This is a genomic window from Massilia sp. CT11-137 (assembly GCF_047302885.1).
Lineage (GTDB): Bacteria > Pseudomonadota > Gammaproteobacteria > Burkholderiales > Burkholderiaceae_D > Telluria > Telluria orientalis.
In genome coordinates this window covers 1,921,144-1,936,081 of sequence record NZ_JBKYMP010000001.1, presented here as the reverse complement: position 1 = coordinate 1,936,081, position 14,938 = coordinate 1,921,144, and the positions used below count along the sequence as shown (strand labels likewise).

At 67.1% G+C, this 14,938-nt stretch carries 15 protein-coding genes; 10 read left to right on the top strand and 5 right to left on the bottom strand.

Going from position 1 to position 14,938, the window contains the following annotated elements; all coding sequences use genetic code 11:
- Positions 1 to 105 precede the first annotated feature (105 nt).
- Entirely contained in the window at positions 106 to 474 is a 369-nt protein-coding gene (locus ACEN98_RS08695) for a DUF6404 family protein (RefSeq protein WP_413383496.1), read from the bottom strand.
- Between the two features lie 116 nt (positions 475 to 590).
- Between ACEN98_RS08695 and ACEN98_RS08690 the strand changes: the two genes are divergently transcribed.
- The 3 genes from ACEN98_RS08690 (at position 591) to ACEN98_RS08680 (ending at position 3,070) form a co-directional block, all read left to right on the top strand.
- Entirely contained in the window at positions 591 to 1,037 is a 447-nt protein-coding gene (locus ACEN98_RS08690) for a MarR family winged helix-turn-helix transcriptional regulator (RefSeq protein ID WP_413383494.1), read from the top strand.
- Complete coding sequence (locus tag ACEN98_RS08685; RefSeq protein WP_413383492.1) at positions 1,027 to 2,517, top strand: MDR family MFS transporter; 1,491 nt, start codon at positions 1,027 to 1,029, stop codon at positions 2,515 to 2,517. Before ACEN98_RS08690 ends, ACEN98_RS08685 begins: the two co-directional genes overlap by 11 nt.
- Positions 2,518 to 2,590: 73 nt before the next feature.
- Positions 2,591 to 3,070 (top strand): VOC family protein, encoded by a 480-nt coding sequence (locus tag ACEN98_RS08680; protein ID WP_413340857.1) that lies wholly within the window; start codon positions 2,591 to 2,593, stop codon positions 3,068 to 3,070.
- A gap of 4 nt (positions 3,071 to 3,074) precedes the next feature.
- On the opposite strand, the gene ACEN98_RS08675 is transcribed toward ACEN98_RS08680, so the two are convergent.
- Positions 3,075 to 5,156 carry a diguanylate cyclase gene (locus ACEN98_RS08675; protein ID WP_413383490.1) on the bottom strand — a complete coding sequence of 694 codons (2,082 nt, stop codon included), beginning with the start codon at positions 5,154 to 5,156 and terminating at the stop codon, positions 3,075 to 3,077.
- A 405-nt stretch (positions 5,157 to 5,561) separates the two neighbouring features.
- On the opposite strand from ACEN98_RS08675, the gene ACEN98_RS08670 reads away from it, so the two are divergent.
- Both ACEN98_RS08670 and ACEN98_RS08665 read left to right on the top strand, forming a co-directional pair.
- Positions 5,562 to 8,225, top strand: a complete 2,664-nt coding sequence (locus ACEN98_RS08670; protein WP_413383488.1) for a glycoside hydrolase family 3 C-terminal domain-containing protein — start codon at positions 5,562 to 5,564, stop codon at positions 8,223 to 8,225.
- Between the two features lie 19 nt (positions 8,226 to 8,244).
- On the top strand, positions 8,245 to 9,165 hold the full coding sequence (locus tag ACEN98_RS08665; protein ID WP_413383486.1) for an alpha/beta hydrolase: 921 nt from the start codon (positions 8,245 to 8,247) through the stop codon (positions 9,163 to 9,165).
- Between the two features lie 144 nt (positions 9,166 to 9,309).
- Here the strand turns inward: ACEN98_RS08665 and ACEN98_RS08660 are convergent, their stop codons facing one another.
- Positions 9,310 to 9,747 carry an FKBP-type peptidyl-prolyl cis-trans isomerase gene (locus tag ACEN98_RS08660; RefSeq protein WP_413383484.1) on the bottom strand — a complete coding sequence of 146 codons (438 nt, stop codon included), beginning with the start codon at positions 9,745 to 9,747 and terminating at the stop codon, positions 9,310 to 9,312.
- Between the two features lie 224 nt (positions 9,748 to 9,971).
- Here ACEN98_RS08660 and ACEN98_RS08655 point away from each other — a divergent pair, with 224 nt between their 5' ends.
- The 4 genes from ACEN98_RS08655 (at position 9,972) to ACEN98_RS08640 (ending at position 12,453) form a co-directional block, all read left to right on the top strand.
- Complete coding sequence (locus tag ACEN98_RS08655; RefSeq protein WP_413383482.1) at positions 9,972 to 10,772, top strand: HDOD domain-containing protein; 801 nt, start codon at positions 9,972 to 9,974, stop codon at positions 10,770 to 10,772.
- Between the two features lie 39 nt (positions 10,773 to 10,811).
- Positions 10,812 to 11,228, top strand: a complete 417-nt coding sequence (locus tag ACEN98_RS08650) for a secondary thiamine-phosphate synthase enzyme YjbQ (RefSeq protein ID WP_413383480.1) — start codon at positions 10,812 to 10,814, stop codon at positions 11,226 to 11,228.
- A gap of 86 nt (positions 11,229 to 11,314) precedes the next feature.
- Positions 11,315 to 11,815, top strand: a complete 501-nt coding sequence (locus tag ACEN98_RS08645) for a hypothetical protein (RefSeq protein WP_413383478.1) — start codon at positions 11,315 to 11,317, stop codon at positions 11,813 to 11,815.
- Positions 11,815 to 12,453 (top strand): hypothetical protein, encoded by a 639-nt coding sequence (locus ACEN98_RS08640; RefSeq protein WP_413383476.1) that lies wholly within the window; start codon positions 11,815 to 11,817, stop codon positions 12,451 to 12,453. Before ACEN98_RS08645 ends, ACEN98_RS08640 begins: the two co-directional genes overlap by 1 nt.
- 99 nt (positions 12,454 to 12,552) lie before the next feature.
- Here ACEN98_RS08640 and ACEN98_RS08635 read toward each other — a convergent pair whose 3' ends face one another.
- The gene (locus tag ACEN98_RS08635; protein WP_413383475.1) at positions 12,553 to 13,095 is read right to left on the bottom strand and encodes a hypothetical protein; all 543 of its coding nucleotides are present in this window, start codon (positions 13,093 to 13,095) and stop codon (positions 12,553 to 12,555) included.
- A gap of 267 nt (positions 13,096 to 13,362) precedes the next feature.
- Between ACEN98_RS08635 and udk the strand changes: the two genes are divergently transcribed.
- Positions 13,363 to 14,004: a uridine kinase gene (gene udk / locus ACEN98_RS08630; RefSeq protein WP_413383473.1), complete on the top strand. Its 642-nt coding sequence runs from the start codon at positions 13,363 to 13,365 to the stop codon at positions 14,002 to 14,004.
- On the opposite strand, the gene ACEN98_RS08625 is transcribed toward udk, so the two are convergent.
- On the bottom strand, positions 13,979 to 14,890 hold the full coding sequence (locus ACEN98_RS08625) for a DMT family transporter (protein WP_413383471.1): 912 nt from the start codon (positions 14,888 to 14,890) through the stop codon (positions 13,979 to 13,981). The genes udk and ACEN98_RS08625 overlap by 26 nt on opposite strands.
- Positions 14,891 to 14,938: the final 48 nt, after the last annotated feature.

The following is a 14,938-nucleotide window of genomic DNA, read 5'->3' as shown; positions in this document are numbered from 1 at the left end:
CCGCTCCAGCATGGCCGTGTCCGGATCGATGCGCACGCTCGTCACCTTGCCCAGCGGACCTCGATCAGGTTGACGCCCTCGGCGGCGTCTGCATGTGTCCCCCGTTCAGCCTGTCTGTTCGTCCCGGCCGAACGATTCCCAGGCCGGCAACGCGAATTCCCTGCGTTCGCGCGTATAAAACCACGCCATCATCAAGCCGAACGCCGCGCCTGCGCCGCAAGACCTGAGCGCCACGCCCAGGAAGTCCAGTCCCTGCTGCGACCACACCAGCAGCCACATGAACATGCCCCATGCGCACGTGAACCACGTACCATAGACTCCGGCGATGTGGGCGAAGCCGAGGAAGTGCGGCGGGCGGAGGCGGACGCCGAGTTTCCACAGCAGCCGGAACAGCGGCGGCGCGGCGTGACGACGCGCCAGGCCGCGCGCGGACAGCATGGCGAGGGAACGGTCCAGTTGGGCTCGAAAATGCATAGTGCGCCACTTTATCAAATGTGTCGCCGAAAAAATGCGTGCATTGTCACCAAGACACCATTTGCATGCGCGGTGCGATGCGCGTAATATAGTTAGGTAGCCTACCTATATTACTCATGCCCAACTACGACCAACCCGTCGAACGCCTGTCCGAAGACCTGCGCACGGCCCTCAAGGGCCTCGTGCGCCAGATGCGGCGCGACACCGAGCGCCAGGAACAAAGCCTGTCGCTGATGCAGGCGATGCTCCTGCACATGATCCATGAACACCCCGGCATCGGCGTGGCCGAGCTCGCGCGCATGCAGCAGGTGCGCAGCCCGACGATGAGCGGCCAGGTCAAGGCCCTGGAAACGGCCGGCCTCGTCGAGCGCGCCGCCCAGGAACACGACCGGCGCAGGAGCGGCCTGCACGTCAGCCCGGCCGGCCACAAAGCGCTGCACCAGTTGCGCGACCGCCGCCACGACTGGCTGTCGCAACGCATCGCCCGCCTGTCGCCCGACCAGATGACCGCGCTCGCCGGCGCCATCGACGCCCTCAACTTCCTCGCCGACCATGAAGATTGAATCCCCCGCGTTCGCCGACGCCCACGAAATCCGTTCCGTCTACCTGGCCCTGATGGCCGTGCTGGGCCTCGGGGCGCTCGACCAGAGCATCGTCGCCACCGCCCTGCCCCGCATCGTGGGCGACCTGGGCGGCATGAACCATTTGTCGTGGGTCGTGACGGCGTACGTGCTCGCCTCCACCGCCACGATGCCGCTGTACGGCAAGCTGGCCGACCAGTACGGCCGGCGTCCGATGATCTTCACGGCGCTCGCGACCTTCCTGCTGGGCTCCGTGCTGTGCGGCTTCGCGCAGAGCATGACGCAGCTGATCGCGTTCCGCGCCATCCAGGGCATGGGTTCCGGCGGCTTCATGCCGCTGGCGCAGATCATCATCGGCGACCTCGTGCCGCCGAAGGAACGGGCGCGGCGCCAGGGCTCGATCGCCATCGTGTTCGCGGTCACCAGCGTGCTCGGTCCCGTGCTGGGCGGGATGATGACGGACCTGCTGTCGTGGCACTGGATCTTCTTCATCAACCTGCCCGTCGGCGCGGTCGCCTTCCACGCCATCGCGCGCTCGCTGCGCAAGCCCGTGCAGACGCACGCGCACCGCATCGACTACCTCGGCTCCGTGCTGCTCACCACGACCATCACGGCGCTGCTGCTGATCCTCGCGCTGGGCGGCACGGAATGGGCGTGGGATTCGGTGCAGGTGCAGGTGTGCGCGGCATTGACCGTCGTGCCGGGCGGCTGGCTGATGGTGCACCTGCGCCGCGCGGCCGAACCCGTGCTGCCGCCGGACCTGTTCCACAGCCGCGTCTTCAACATCGCCAGCATCGTGATGGCGCTGACGTTCATGGGCCTGATGGGCGCGAGCGTGTTCTTCCCGCTGTTCTTCCAGCTCGTGATGGGCAGCAGCCCCGCGCATTCGGGCATGATGACGGTGGCGATGATGGTCGGGATGATCGCGTCGTCCACGCTGAACGGCCGCGTGCTGTCGCGCTCGGGCAAGTACAAGGCCGTCCAGGTGGCGGGATTGTCGGCCGCGGTGCTGGCGTTCGCGGTCCTCGCGTGGGGCATGGACACGGCGCGCGGCTACTGGATCATCGAGCCCGCGATCTTCATGCTGGGCGCGGGCCTGGGCCTCGTGATGCCCAACATGACGATCGCCGTGCAGAACGCGCTGCCCGTCCCGCGGCGCGGCGTGGGCACGGCGATGCTGACGTTCTTCCGCTCGCTCGGCGGGCTGCTCGGCGTGACGGGCTCCGGCGCCATCCTCGCGCACCAGGTGCACGCGCACGGCATCGCGGACGTCGCACGCGCGAGCGCGCATGGCGCGGCAGCTGCGCTGCCCGCCGCGCAGGCGCTGACGGTGGACGTGTACCGCCACGCCATCGCCAACATCTTCGGCGCCGGTGCGCTGATCGTGCTGGCGGGGCTCATCGCGCTGTTGTTCCTGCCGGAGCTGCCGCTGACGGGGCATCCCGCGCAGGCCGAGCGATGAACCGCCACATGCCGGCGAGCCGGGCATCGTGCTATCGTGTCCGCTCCATTTCCAGACCACGAAGGGAGACGAGATGATCAACAAGAACACGATTTGCCTGTGGTACGACAACGATGCCCTGGATGCGGCGACGTTCTATGCGCAGACATTCCCCGACAGTGCCGTCGGCGCCGTCCACCGCGCGCCCGGCGATTATCCGGCCGGCCAGGAAGGCAGTGTCCTGACGGTGGAGTTCACCGTGATGGGCATCCCGTGCCTCGGCCTGAACGGCGGTCCCGGTCCCAGGCACACCGACGCGTTCTCGTTCCAGGTCTCGACCGAGGACCAGGAAGAGACGGACCGCCTATGGAATGCGATCGTCGGCAACGGCGGCGAGGAGAACGCGTGCGGCTGGTGCCGCGACCGGTGGGGCGTGTCGTGGCAGATCACGCCGCGCGTGCTGATGGAAGCGTTTACGGGCACCGACCGCGCCGCGGCCAAGCGCGCGTTCAACGCGATGATGGAGATGAAGAAGATCGACGTCGCCGCGATCGAGGCGGCGCGGCGCGGCTAACCGGTCACGCGCGCACCATGGCGTGCAGGGTGCCGCCGCCCGTGTCGCGCCTGGGCGGCGGCGCCCGTTCCACCACCTGGCGCGGGCCGTGCACGTCCTCCAGCGCCAGCAGCACGGCGACGTCCGCGCCGTCGCGGTCGAGCGCCGCCATCACGGTGTCCGCCGGTGCGTACAGCCGCGTGACGATGCGGGCCTGGTTGCGGCCCTGCGCCTTGCCCTGATACAGCGCCCAGTCGGCCAGGCGCACGGCGCACGGCCAGTCGAACGCGGCGCCGGCGCCCGGCAGCGCGACGATCCCCGCGGTGAGCGTCACCGGGATCGTGCACGTGCCCGCGTCGACGGGCCTGGCGCCGATCGCATCCAGGATCCGCTCCGCCATGCCGGCGACGCTGGCCGGGTCCATGGCGGGCGCGTGGATCATGAATTCCTCGCCGCCCCAGCGCACCACCATGTCGGTGTCGCGCACGGCCGCGGCGAGGCGGCGCGCGACGTCGACGAGGACCGCGTCGCCCGCGCCATGGCCCCAGCGGTCGTTGATGCTTTTAAAATGGTCGATGTCCATCAGGACGAAGCAGTCGACGGCGCCGGGCACCGGGTGCCGGCGGTCGTCCTTGCGGACGCTCATCCGGTTCGTCAGCGAGCGGCGATTGTGCAGGCCCGTCAGCGCGTCGTGCGTCGAACCGAATTCGAGCTGCACGTTCAATTCCTTCAGCCGCGCGTTGCTGCGCGCCGTGCGCCGGTACAGGACCGTCACGACGGCGCCCGCCAGCACCGTCAGCACGGCGCCGAACGTCGTCGCGAGCTGCACCGTGCGGCGGTTGTTCAGCTCCGCATCCTTCAGCCGGTTCTCGCGCTGCAGCAGGGTGATCTGCTGGCTGCGGCGGTGGGCGTCGAATTCTTCCTGCAGCGTCGCGATCGCGCGGTCGCGCGCGGCGCGGGCGCTCTGCTGTTGCAGCGACTGCTGCTCGCGCACGATCGCCAGCGCCTGCTGGTACTGACCCGCGCGCTCCAGCATGCGGCCCTTCTCGTCCAGCATCGCCTCGAGGTCGCCGATGAGCTTGTCCTTGCGCAGGTGCGCGATGACGCCGTCGACCCAGGGCAGGCCCTCGGCTATGCGGCCCTGCCCCATCAGCGCGAACCCGAGATTGGCGCGCGCCATCTGGATGACGTTCTGGTCGCTGCCCTTTTCCGACACGACCAGCGCCTTGCGCGACTCCGCTTCCGCGCGCACGTAGTCGTGGTGCTGCAGATAGTAGTCCGCGATATTGCCGCGGGCCGCCGCTTCCATGCCCTGCAATCCCGCGCGCACCGCCGTCGCCAGCGCATTCTCGAACGCGGCGATGCCTTCGCGGTCGCGGCCGATCCTGACCAGCGCGATGGCGCGGGTGAACTGCAGCGACGCGAGCGACCGCAGCGACATCTTCTTTTCCGCCAGCCCCAGGTCGGCATTCTCGATCGCCTTGGCGGGATTGTCGGCATTGGCGTATACCTGGGCGATCCGGGCGTACATCACGGCGCGCCTGCCGCTTTCGCCGGGCTTGCCCTGCAACAGCCGCAGCCCGCGCAGGTAGGCCGCCAGCGCCTCGTCCAGCCGGGCGCGCAGGTTCAGGATATCGCCCTGCGTGCGCTCGGCCGACACCTTGAACGTCAGCGCCGTGTCCTTCGGCGCCTGGGCCACGATCCTGTCGAGCAGCGCCTGGGCATCGTCCAGCCGATGGGCCTCGAGCAGCTCGCGCACCTGGCCCAGCATGGCCAGCGCCACGCCCGCCGTATCGCCCCTGGCCTGCGCCAGTTGCAGCGATTCGCGTTCCAGCGTATAGGCCGAGTCCTGCTGGCCCAGGTCTTCCCTGAGCCGCACTTCCGTGCGCAACAGCATCTGCCTGGCGTCGTAGGGCGCATCCGGCCCCAGGTCGCGGCGCGCGGCCTGTACCCGGTCGAGCGCCGCGCGCGGGGAGTCCTGCGCGAGGTCCCAGATCGCGTTCACTTCCGCCCTGGGATCGGCGGCCGGGGTACCGGCGTGCGCAACCGGCCCGAGCGCCGTGGTGGTCACGAGCAGGAAGGAGACGAGGCGGTGAGGAAATGGCATGACGATGCGCCGGCTGGAAGTCAATACTTCTGTTGAGGCCATTATGGACTCAACTTTGACTTTCCTCAACGAAACAATATGAGCGATGCGCGAGCACAACATTGTGAATATGTTCGCGTATAACATTAATGTTACGTAACAGTCGAACACCTGCCGCGACCAATATCCATTCCGATATCGGTTCTCACCAAAAAGTTATTGGCTTCCGAACAATTCCTCCACTACATTGGACCTCGTCCGGCTCAATGTGCGCGTTCCTTCCTTCCCGCACCCGTGATCGACCCACGGTTGCGGCAGCGATCGAACGCCGTCGATGAGCCGGGCACCTCTTGTTATCGCAATCATTTCTCACTCATCTATCATGTACGGAGCCTATCCGATGGCATGACCTTTTAAGGTACCCCTATGCAAAAAGATAAGACCAAACGAATTGGTCAAGCAGGAGACTTATCGAGAGGCATCAAGCGCACCGCCCTGTGCGGCGCCCTGATCCTCGCCGCGGCGATGCCGGCCGCGGCACAGACCACCACCACATCCCCTGAAGCACGCACGGATGCGGACGCCCGCGCCCGCGCCCTGGTCGCGCAGATGACGCTGGACGAGAAGATCGACCAGTTGCTCAACGTCGCACCCGCCGTGCCCCGCCTCGGCATTCCCGCCTATAACTGGTGGACCGAATCGCTGCACGGCGCGCTGGGACCGCTGCCCACGACGAACTTCCCCGAACCCATCGGCCTCGCCGCGACGTTCGACGCGCCGCTCGTGCACAAGGTCGCGTCCGCGATCAGCACGGAAGTGCGCGCGCTGCACACGCTGGGCCGCCAGACGGGCCACCTGGGCAGGATCGGCACGGGACTCGACACGTGGTCGCCGAACATCAACATCTTCCGCGACCCGCGCTGGGGCCGGGGCCAGGAGACGTATGGCGAAGACCCGTATCTGACGGCGCAACTGGGCGTCGCGTTCATCCAGGGCATCCAGGGACCGAACCCGGACCTGCCGGACGTCGTCGCCACGCCGAAGCACTTCGCCGTGCACAGCGGGCCGGAATCGACGCGCCACGTGGCCGACGTGTTCGTGTCGCGCCACGACCTCGAGGACACGTATCTGCCCGCCTTCCGCGCCGCCATCGTCGATGCGAAGGCCGGATCGATCATGTGCGCCTACAACCGCATCAACGGCCAGCCGGCCTGCGGCAGCGACCTGCTGCTGAAGGAGCACCTGCGCGGCGCGTGGGGCTTCAAGGGCTATGTCGTGTCCGACTGCGATGCCGTCACGGACATCGACGAGCACCACAAGTACGCGCCCGATCCCGCCGCGGCGGCCGCCGTCGCGCTGAAGGCCGGCACGGACAACGAGTGCAACACGAAGACCCTGGGCGACGCGAAGGGCCTCGGCGAGCGCTACCGCGAAGCGTGGAAGCGCGGCCTGATCTCCATGGGCGACATCGACACGGCGCTCGTCCGCCTGTTCTCCGCGCGCTACCGCAACGGCGACCTCGCGGGCCTCGCGCAGCGCAAGCCGAACCAGACGCCGGCCTCCGCGATCGACACGCCCGCGCACCGCGACCTCGCGCTGCAGGCCGCGAACAAGAGCCTCGTGCTGCTGAAGAACGACGGCACGCTGCCTTTGAAGCCGGGCGTAAAAGTCGCCGTGATCGGCCCGCTGGCCGACGCCACGCGCGTCCTGCGTGGGAATTATTCGTCGACGCAGTCCGCGCCGCCTGTCTCGGTCGTCGACGGCCTGCGCCGCGTGCTGCCGCAGGCGCGCGTGACGCTCGTGCCGGCCGCCGCCTCCATCACGGACGGCGACCCGGTCCCGGCCAGCGCGCTGCTCACGCCGGACGGCAAGCCCGGCCTGCGCGCCGAATACATCAACGGCAGCGATACGAAGCCGGTGCTCGTCCGCACGGAAAAGGGCCTGGAATCGCACGCGCTCCAGTTCAAGGACGTGGCGGACAAGCACAAGGTCGTGTGGACCGGCGCGCTCGTCGCACCCGAGACGGGCACGTACCGCCTCGGCGTGACGGGCGTGAAGGGCGAACTGACGGTCGGCGGCAAGCCCGCCGTGCAGGCGTCGACCTATTCGCAATGGGGCGAACCGCTGAAGCTCACCGACGTGCGCCTCGAGAAAGGCCAGCGCTATCCGCTGCGCTTCCAGGCCGAGACGGGGTCCACGGGCGTGCCCGGCCTGTTCTGGAAACGCATCTCGACGGCGCCCGAGCAGGACCTCAAGGCCGGCACCGCGGATGCGGACGTGATCGTCGCCGTCGTCGGCCTGACGTCGGACCTGGAAGGCGAAGAGATGGCCATCAAGGTCGAGGGCTTCGCCGGCGGCGACAAAACGTCGCTGGACCTGCCGGCCGAGCAGCGCGCCCTCTTGGCCCGGGCGAAGGCGCTGGGCAAGCCGCTCGTCGTCGTCGTGATGAACGGCAGCGCCATCGACCTGTCGTGGGCGAAGGACAATGCGGCCGCGATCCTGGAAGCGTGGTATCCGGGCCAGTCCGGCGGCGCCGCCATCGCCGACGTGCTGACGGGCCGCACCGATCCGGGCGGACGCCTGCCCCTCACCTTCTACCGCAGCATCGACGACCTGCCGCCGTTCGACGATTACTCGATGCAGGGCCGCACCTACCGCTACTACGCCGGCACGCCCGTGTATCCGTTCGGCGCCGGTCTCTCGTACACGACGTTCGGCTATGCGCCGCTGCGCATCGAACCGGTCGCCGGGGCGCCCGAGAACGGCATCGTCGTCACGACGGAAGTCGCCAACACGGGCAAGCGCGACGGTGACGAAGTGGCGCAGTTGTACCTGACGCCGCCCGCGTTCGAGGGCGCACCGCGTGTCGCGCTGCGCGGCTTCCAGCGCGTGCCGCTGAAGGCCGGCGAGCGGCGCAAGATCAGCTTCACGCTGTCGCCGCGCGACCTCAGTTTCGTCACGCGGGACGGCGTCCGCCAGCTCACGCCCGGCCAGTACAAGCTGAGCGTGGGTTCCGGCCAGCCGGGCACCGGCGTGGCGCAGCAGGACGGCACGCTGACCTTGAAACAGACCGTCGTGCTGGCGCAATAACCATAACAAAGGAGACTACATGATGAAGACCAGACTGTTGATTGCCACCGTCATCGCCTATGCGCTCGCGGCACCCGTTCACGCGCAGAACGACAAGATGACGCCCATCGCGGCGCCCGCGCAACCGAACGCCATCGTGCTGAACACCGGCCCGCTGCCGGGTGCGAAAGCGCAGGAGAGCTGGCACAGCCAGTACGGCAGCGTCTTCGCGCGCAACGTCACGGTCGCGACCCTGACGCCGTTCCTGCCCGACCCCGCGAAGGCGACGGGCGCCGCCGTGATCGTCGCGCCGGGCGGCGGCTTCCGTACGCTGTCGATGAACAACGAGGGCTGGGACGTGGCGAAGGCGCTGGCCGACAAGGGCGTCGCCGCGTTCGTGCTGAAGTACCGCCTGAACCAGACGCCGCAGGACATGGATGCGTTCGCGGACGAGATGGCGAAGATGTTTTCGGGTGCCTCCCGCCCGAACCGTCCGCCGACCGACAATCCGGCGGTGACGCTGGCGCCGCAGGTCGCCGACGCGCGCGCCGCGTTCGCGCTCGTGCGCGCGCGGGCGGGCACGTGGCACGTGGATCCGGACCGCATCGGCATGCTGGGCTTTTCCGCCGGCGCGATGCTGACGATGGCGACGACGCTGTACGGCCAGGACGCGAAGCCCGCGTTCATCGGCGACATCTACGGCCCGCTCGCCGCCGTCAAGGTGCCGGCCGACGCGCCGCCGCTGTTCATCGGGCTGGCGGCGGACGATCCGCTGTTCGGCAACGGCGGCTTCGGCCTCGTCGACAGCTGGCGCGCGGCCAAGCGGCCCGTCGAATTCCACCTGTTCGAACAGGGTGGACACGGCTTCGGCATGTACCAGAAGACGACCACCAGCACCGGATGGTTCGATGCGTTCGCGCGGTGGCTGGGCATGCACGGCTACCTGAAGCCGAAGGCGTGACGGACTCGCGCCCTTGACTACGTCGCCCCCGCGGAGGCGGGGGTCCAATTTTGCCAGCGCTGCGGCACGTCTAATAACTTGGTTCCCCGCCTGCGCGGGGACGACGTGATAAACACTGACTTACCGTGACTCCTGCGGCTCCGCTTACTGTACCGCCGTCAGCGCCACATCGAACACGAGCCCGGCATTCGCGGGAATCGCGCCTTTCCCGCTCGCCCCGTAGCCCAGACTGGATGGAACCAGCAAGGTGCGCTTGCCGCCCACCTTCATGCCCGTCACGCCCTGGTCGAAGCCGGCGATCGCCTGGTTCGCCCCGAGCGTGAACGAGTACGTGCCGGTGTCGAACTGCCTGCCCTTGTGGTCCGTCGCCGTGTCGCTGTACAGCCAGCCGGTATAGGTCACGGTGACCGTCTTGCCGGTGGTCGCTTCGGTACCGGTGCCCAGCACGACGTCCGTCGCGCTGAACTGGGACGGATTGGCCACGACGACGGCGCTGGACGACGACCCGCCGCCGCCGCAACCGGCAAGGCTCAGGACGGCGACAAGGATGGCGGTGCAGGCAAGGGCAGGCTTCAGGTTCATGGTGTCTCGCGTTATTAGAAGAACCTGCAACCATACCCCATGTCCATGCCTGGATTGCCTTTACATTTGTTTTTCTTTGTTACAAATTCAAGATTGATGTTCTGAGCAGGCGCATCAGCAACAGATTGCCCGTCAAGACGAAATAATTCGATAGGGCAACAACAGCGCGGCGTACACTGGATCGGTCGCGTCGGACCGACGACGCTCGATGACGAAAGATGCCCATGATCCGCCTCACGACATTGTTTGACGACGTCAAACTGCCCACGATCTCCGCAGTGGCCCACGCCCTGATCGAAACCCTCGACGACGACGACGCATCCGCCAGGAAGGTCGCGACGATCATCGCGCGCGACCCGGCCCTGACGGCCAAGCTGATGCGCCTGGCGAACAGCGCCCGCTTCGGTTCGCGCCGCAACGTCAGCTCGCTCGACGACGCGATCTCCCTCGCGGGCATGGCCCACATCCGCACGCTGGCGCTGGCCACGTGCTTCGCCGACGCCTTTCCCGCCCTGCCCGGCCTGGATTCCGACGAGTTCTGGAAAAGCAGCATGGCCTGCGCCGGCTACGCGAAATGGCTCGCGGGCGGCATCGGCCTGGACGGCAGCGAAGCCTGGCTGGCCGGCATGATGCTGCGCCTGGGCGAACTGCTGATCTACCAGGTGGACCCGACGGCCTTCGCCGAGATCGAGCAGTTGCCGCACCTGCCGGGCGGCCGCTGGGAACGCGAGCAGCGCCTGCTGGGCCTGTCGGAAGGCGAGATCACGGCGGAACTGGGCCGGCGCTGGAACTTCCCCGACAAGATCGTGCGCGCGCTGGAGAACTCGTCCGACCCGATGGCGGGGCACCCGTTCTGCCAGCTGGGCGGCATCATCCACCTGGCCAGCCTGCTGGCCGACACGCCCAGCGACGACCCCGCGATCCTCGACACCCTGCCGGCCGAAGTGGTCGACACGCTGCGCCTGTCGCGCGAATGGATGACGGTGCGCTTCCCGTCGCATGCGTCGTTCTCGGCCGAGCCCTGAACGATCGTGTAGCATGGTCGGATCTGCAAGGAGCCGACCATGTCCTATCAGTCCACCCTCGAATTCAACACGTTCGGCCGCGGCAGCCGCGACATCACCGCGGCCGTCGCCGACGTCGTCGCCCGCTCGGGCATCCGCTGCGGCCTCGCGCACGTGTTCGTGCAGCACACGAGCTGTTCACTCCTGATCACGGAAAACGCCGACCCCGACGTGCGCCACGACCTGGAGACCATCATCCGGCGCCTGGTGCCGGACGGTGATCCCGCGTACCACCACGATACGGAAGGACCGGACGACATGGCGGCGCATGCGCGCGCGATGCTGACGTCCACGTTCGTGACGGTGCCCGTCGGCGACGGGCGGCTGATGCTCGGGACGTGGCAGGGGATGTATTTGTGGGAGCATCGGGTGGCGGAGCATCGGCGCAAGGTCGTCGTGACGGTGCTGGGGGACTGAGTCACGGCATGCCGGTGAGATTCCGAGGAATTGTTGCGAGTGAAAACGCGTATCCTGCAAGCTCGTCAACGACACCCCCATCGACCATGCGATTCCGTTCAGCGGCCTTCGGCGCCCTCGCGCTCTGCGCCTCACTGGCTTCCCACGCAAATGCGACCGATGACGCAAGCCGCGCCGCGGTCGCAGGTCAATTCGTCGCCGCGCTCCGGCACCAGCACTTCCAGGAGGCCGCCGTCCTGTTCTCACCGGAAGTGACGAAGGATACCGCGGCGACCGCGCAGACCCTGAAGCGGATCGATGACACTGTCGGCGGATTCTCGACGATGCAGCAGATGGCACAGAGGCTGGAAGGAAAAACCATCCGGCTGCAAGTACCGCCGCGCAAGAACGTTCTGTTCAGCGTCCAGAAATCCGTCCAGTTCCAGTACGCCTCCACAGCCAGAGATGGCAAGCCCGTGTATTACGAAGTCGATCTCACGGCGGACGACAAGCCGCCACGGGTCCTGTGGCTCGGGCTGCATTTTCCGGCAGCGGATGCGCAATCGGCTCAACGCGCGAACCGCCTTGTCGCTGCCATCACCCGCTGATGTCCGCGCCGGGCAGATTCAAATGGGCGATCACGCTCCAACTCGCGTGGTTCCCCGCGCTGTTCATCATTTGGGGGATCATCGCGGGGCAAGCGGGCAGCCCGAGGCCCGACAACTGGCCGACACTGGAGCGCATCCTGGACATCCTCGGGGTGTCGGCGCTGGCGTCCTTCGTTTTGCTCGTGCTGGCGCCGATAGCACATTCTGGTGCGTCCAGGGGTGCCCGCTGGGCCGAGGCGTATCCGGTCCTGATCGTCCTGAACTGCGTCGGCACCATCCTGCTCGGCCTGGTCGAACTGGCGCTCGCGCCGCCCCCGCCGCCCGCACGATCCTTTGCGGCGCCGCATGAGCCTTGCTGGCGCTTCGGCAAGATCATTCCACCCGTGGACGCTCTGGGCAAACCCATCCTGCCCGGCGACCTGGTCGTGATCCGGCCCGCGTCGGGATCGGACAATCCCCTCCCCGATACGCCCGGACAGGCAGCACAGCGCAAGACATGGGAGGGCCGGGTGGTCGCCGCCGCCGGGACGATCCAGGGCGGCGCACTCCGGTTCGGCCCGACGGGGGCGGACGCCGCCCGCGAAACGCCGCAGTTTTGCCTTTGGCCCGACAACGTGGAGCACCTGCGTGCCCATTGACGCCTTTTGCAGATCGAACCCGGCACCCTCAAGGCTTGTCGGGCTGGAAGTCCCGCCCCAGGCAACATTACGATCTGCGTCGCCGGGGCAGCGAATCGCTCAGTCCTCGAACCGCAGCGGGTCGAACGTGCCGGCCAGACCGTGGATGCCCTTGTACAGATTGGCCATGGCGCGCACGTCGCTGCCCGACCTGTCGAGCAAATGGGCCAGCGCCGGCGACAACGGCTGGGGCAGCCGGTCCAGCTCGCGCCATTGATACCCCAGGCATCCATCGCCCATGCGCGGTTCGAACTCCTGCGGTACGACAGCCACGTAGTTGTGCTGCACGAAGAAGCGCGCATCGGAAAACGGCGTCAGCCGGCTCAACGCGAGATCGCCTTCATACGCGCAGCGCTCGGCGATCGTGTTGATCGCGACCTGCAACGGCGACTGCCCGGCCGGGACGTCCGCCGTCCAGGTACCCCACTCGGGGCCCGCACCGTCCGCAGGGATACATTGCTTGACGAGCACGCGGCCCGTGTCCTCGGCAAGCACGATCGCGCAAGCGGCAACGCCCTGCCAGCTTCCACGGGCCGGTACGACCCAGCTCGGCCGTCTGACGAGATCGGAACCGGCCGTCGACGTACTTTGGAAATTCGCCATTTTTACCTCGCTTGCAGTGCGTGATTCACTGCGTATGCTTAACATTTATTCAACGTAGGATCATTCCTACATAATGTTAATCATCCACGAGATTCGTTTAACGGTCGAGCGATTTCGACCAAGAGTACAATTTCCCGACAGATCATTTCGTAACGGTTGCGACGTTGCAACAGAAATGAGTCATCGTCAATACAATGATGACTTGGTGCGGAAGATGATGGGGGAAGCCGGTCGCACCGGCCCAGTCAGTCCGGGTATCATGCAGGGATGAACCAGATTCCTTTCCAGCCGTTCGTCATTGGCGTCGCCGGCGGCAGCGGCAGCGGCAAGTCGACGGTGACCCAGCAGGTGCTGGCGTCGTTCGGCACCGAGATGGTCTCGGTCGTGATGCAGGACGATTACTACCGCGACCAGTCCGACCTCGCTCCGGAAGTCCGCCGCAAGCAGAATTATGATCACCCGCACGCGTTCGACTGGCCGCTGCTGGTCCAGCACGTGCAGGCGCTGCGCAACGGCGAATCGATCGAAATGCCCGAGTACGACTTCACGATCGACAACCGCTCCACGAAAACCATCCCCGTGAAACCGGCCCCGGTCATCGTGATCGAGGGCCTGTTCGCCTTGTACGACGCGGACCTGCGCGACATGATGTCGCTGAAGATCTTCGTCGACACCGCGGCCGACGTCCGCTTCATCCGCCGCATGCAGCGCGATATCGCGGAACGCGGCCGCACGATGGACAGCATCGTCAACCAGTACCTGGAAACGGTCCGCCCGATGCACAAGCAGTTCATCGAGCCGACCAAGCGCCACGCCGACGTCATCCTCCCCCACGGCGCGAACGACCCCGCGGTCGACGTCATCACCACCAAGGTGGCGAGCGTCATCGGCAAGTTGAAACGTTCCTGATCCCTGGCGCCGCAGTGACAGCCGGCTTCCTGAAGGCCAGCAGGTTACCGCCGAGGACCAGCACGACGCCGCCGACGGCCGGCAACGTCCAGTGATAGCCCTCGAGCACAGTCGACACGCTCAACGCGACGACGGGAAACAGCACCGTCGAGTAGGCCGCGCGGTCCGGCCCGATGCGGCCGACCAGCACCAGGTACGCCGTGAATGCGATGACGGAACCGGGGACGGCGAGGTAGAACAGCGCGCCGAGGTAGCGCGGGCTGGCATCCAGCGTGAACGGCATGCCCAGCAACCATGCGCCGCCGCCCACGATGGTCGAGCCGATCAGCATGGCCCAGGTATTGGTCAGCAGCGGCGTCAGGCCGAGCGCCTGCATCCGGCTCGACAGCAGATTCCCCGTCGAAAAGCACACGGTGCCCAGCAGTGACAGGCCCAGGCCCAGCAGCATGCCGTGATCGTTCCAGTGCCCCTGCATCTGCGGCAGGAACAGCAGCGCGATGCCGCACAAGCCGAGCAAGGAACCGACCAGCACCTGGCGCCGGATCGGACGCCCCATGAACAGGCGCAGGTTGACCGCGTTCCAGATCGGCGCCGTCGAAAAGACCACGGCCACGAGGCCGCTGGGCACCCACTGGCTGGCGTAATAAAAGCACAGGAAATTACAGCAGAACAGGGCGATGCCCTGCGCGAGCAGATAACGCCACGCCTGGCGCGGCGGCCACGCCTGCCGGCGCGTGGCGAGCAGGAACAGGAACAGCACGGCGGCGGCGATCCAGAAACGGTAGGCGATCGACACCGGGGCCGGGACGACGCCGAGCTGGAACTTGATCGCGATCCAGGTGGTGCCCCAGATGACGACGGTGAGCAGGTAAAGGAAGATATTCATGCTGCCATGATGGGCGCGGCCGCCGGCGCCGACTTGTCTGGTCTTGCG

Excerpts from the sequence above, each read along its gene's own strand:
- ACEN98_RS08695 (WP_413383496.1), bottom strand. The coding sequence starts at position 474 with ATGCATTTTCGAGCCCAACTGGACCGTTCCCTCGCCATGCTGTCCGCG.
- ACEN98_RS08690 (WP_413383494.1), top strand. The coding sequence starts at position 591 with ATGCCCAACTACGACCAACCCGTCGAACGCCTGTCCGAAGACCTGCGC.
- ACEN98_RS08685 (WP_413383492.1), top strand. The coding sequence starts at position 1,027 with ATGAAGATTGAATCCCCCGCGTTCGCCGACGCCCACGAAATCCGTTCC.
- ACEN98_RS08680 (WP_413340857.1), top strand. The coding sequence starts at position 2,591 with ATGATCAACAAGAACACGATTTGCCTGTGGTACGACAACGATGCCCTG.
- ACEN98_RS08675 (WP_413383490.1), bottom strand. The coding sequence starts at position 5,156 with ATGCCATTTCCTCACCGCCTCGTCTCCTTCCTGCTCGTGACCACCACG.
- ACEN98_RS08670 (WP_413383488.1), top strand. The coding sequence starts at position 5,562 with ATGCAAAAAGATAAGACCAAACGAATTGGTCAAGCAGGAGACTTATCG.
- ACEN98_RS08665 (WP_413383486.1), top strand. The coding sequence starts at position 8,245 with ATGATGAAGACCAGACTGTTGATTGCCACCGTCATCGCCTATGCGCTC.
- ACEN98_RS08660 (WP_413383484.1), bottom strand. The coding sequence starts at position 9,747 with ATGAACCTGAAGCCTGCCCTTGCCTGCACCGCCATCCTTGTCGCCGTC.
- ACEN98_RS08655 (WP_413383482.1), top strand. The coding sequence starts at position 9,972 with ATGATCCGCCTCACGACATTGTTTGACGACGTCAAACTGCCCACGATC.
- ACEN98_RS08650 (WP_413383480.1), top strand. The coding sequence starts at position 10,812 with ATGTCCTATCAGTCCACCCTCGAATTCAACACGTTCGGCCGCGGCAGC.
- ACEN98_RS08645 (WP_413383478.1), top strand. The coding sequence starts at position 11,315 with ATGCGATTCCGTTCAGCGGCCTTCGGCGCCCTCGCGCTCTGCGCCTCA.
- ACEN98_RS08640 (WP_413383476.1), top strand. The coding sequence starts at position 11,815 with ATGTCCGCGCCGGGCAGATTCAAATGGGCGATCACGCTCCAACTCGCG.
- ACEN98_RS08635 (WP_413383475.1), bottom strand. The coding sequence starts at position 13,095 with ATGGCGAATTTCCAAAGTACGTCGACGGCCGGTTCCGATCTCGTCAGA.
- udk (WP_413383473.1), top strand. The coding sequence starts at position 13,363 with ATGAACCAGATTCCTTTCCAGCCGTTCGTCATTGGCGTCGCCGGCGGC.
- ACEN98_RS08625 (WP_413383471.1), bottom strand. The coding sequence starts at position 14,890 with ATGAATATCTTCCTTTACCTGCTCACCGTCGTCATCTGGGGCACCACC.